Below are 1,683 nucleotides of genomic sequence, written 5' to 3' on the forward strand. Positions count from 1 at the left end.
CACTGAGGCTCCGCCAAGCTCGTTTCCGCAGTTCAGTGGGGCTGGTGTGATGCGTCGGTGAGGTCCTCACGCTGGCAGGTGCAGTGATCGTTAGCACGAGATCGTCTGGCGCGGATGTTCTCGCGGGTTCTGGAGTGAGGTTCGGGGGTCGCCGCGTAGGTTCTGCGCTGGGAGGGATGTTCATGACGGACCTGCTGGCGTGGACGATCGAGCGGCGGCTTGAGCTGGCGAAACGTGCCGAGCTGCTGCGCAAGGAGCTGGGTGAACTTGAAACGGAGGTCGTCCGGTTGGAGGCCGCCGAGGTGGTGTTCGGGCAGTGGGCCGAGGCTACCGATGGTGGACGGCGACCGCCGGGCATCGTTTCGCCGGAGCCGGAGCCGGAGCTGGCTGTTGTGACGGTGGGTCCGGGTGCGGGCGGGATGCGAGTGGTGCCGGACCGCGTCGAGGGGATGGGACTGGAGGTCCTGACCTTGGAATACCGACGGATCATGGAGGTCGTGGCCGGGGCGGACGGTCCGGTGATGGCCAAGGACGTCGCCCTCGAGCTGGGCCGGGAGGCGAGTCCGGCGAAGATCGAGCCGGTCCGGGGCCAGCTGCGCAAACTTGCCGACCGGGGCTGGCTCTCACGTATCGCGTCCGGGCGTTACCTGCCACGCTGACCAGTAACGCCGCTGGCCGGACGGGCCGATTCCTGCCATAACGCGAGGGCCCACGGCGGGAGTTGGTAAGTGTGTGACCAAAAACCAGCCCGCCGTGGGCCCTCGGGATGTTGTCTATCAGGTCCGCCTCCCGCTGTCGAAGCGGACCATCGATCTCGTCGCCGACCTGATACGCCAACGCCGCAACCGGATGCGCTCTGTCTGGCGCAAGGCCGAACCAGGTAAGCAGGCCGTCATCGTGCTCGCCGTACTCCGTCACGACCAGCGCCTGGCCGACATGGCCGGCGGCAACCAGGTCGGCGAGTCCACCGTCCGCCGCTGGGTGAAGGAAGTCGTCAAGCTGCTGGCCGCCCGCGCCCCACGCCTGGACCGCGCGCTGAAGAAGATCGCCCGCAGCGGCGGGGTCGTGGTCCTCCTCGACGGCACCCTGATCCGCACCCACCGCCGCACCGGGACGGACGACCGGAAGAACTACTCCGGCAAACATAAGGCCCATGGCCTGCTGTTTCTCGCTCTCACCGATGAGAAGGGCAACCTGATCTGGATCTCCGCGGCCAAGCCCGGACGGTCCAGCGAGATCACCACCGCCCGCCACAACAAGATCACCGGACACCTGAGGGAAGCCGGCCTCGGTGCCCTGGCCGACCTCGGCTTCGTCGGCCTCGACGACAAGCCCGAAGACGACCCGGTGATCATCACCGGCCGCAAGGCCACCCGCAACCACAAGCTGACCGCCGCCGAGAAGGAAGCGAACCGCCTGGTCAGCCGCGAACGCGCCGCCAACGAACATGGCTTCGCGAACCTCAAGTCATGGCGGATCCTGACCAAACTCCGCACGGACACCCGGCAGGCGACCACGCTCCTGCGGGCCCTGCTCGTTCTGGCGAACAGCGAAGTACAGCGCTGACGGAGCGGGCGGATGATCTCGCCCCGACGATCACGCCACCTGCCAGAGTGAGGACCTCACCGACGCATCACACCAGCCCCACTGAACTGCGGAAACGAGCTTGGCGGAGCCTCACTG

At 67.3% G+C, this 1,683-nt stretch carries 2 protein-coding genes; both read left to right on the forward strand.

Features of this window, described 5'->3' with window-relative positions; all coding sequences use genetic code 11:
• Positions 1 to 182: 182 nt before the first annotated feature.
• Positions 183 to 659, forward strand: coding sequence for a hypothetical protein (locus ACWGJY_RS37500; RefSeq protein ID WP_453265370.1), 477 nt, complete (start codon positions 183 to 185; stop codon positions 657 to 659).
• A 73-nt stretch (positions 660 to 732) separates the two neighbouring features.
• Positions 733 to 1,566: a transposase family protein gene (locus ACWGJY_RS37505; protein ID WP_453265371.1), complete on the forward strand. Its 834-nt coding sequence runs from the start codon at positions 733 to 735 to the stop codon at positions 1,564 to 1,566.
• The last annotated feature ends 117 nt before the right edge of the window (positions 1,567 to 1,683 follow it).

It is taken from the genome of Streptomyces sp. NPDC054765, from assembly GCF_053612065.1.

Excerpts from the sequence above, each read along its gene's own strand:
- ACWGJY_RS37500 (WP_453265370.1), top strand. The coding sequence starts at position 183 with ATGACGGACCTGCTGGCGTGGACGATCGAGCGGCGGCTTGAGCTGGCG.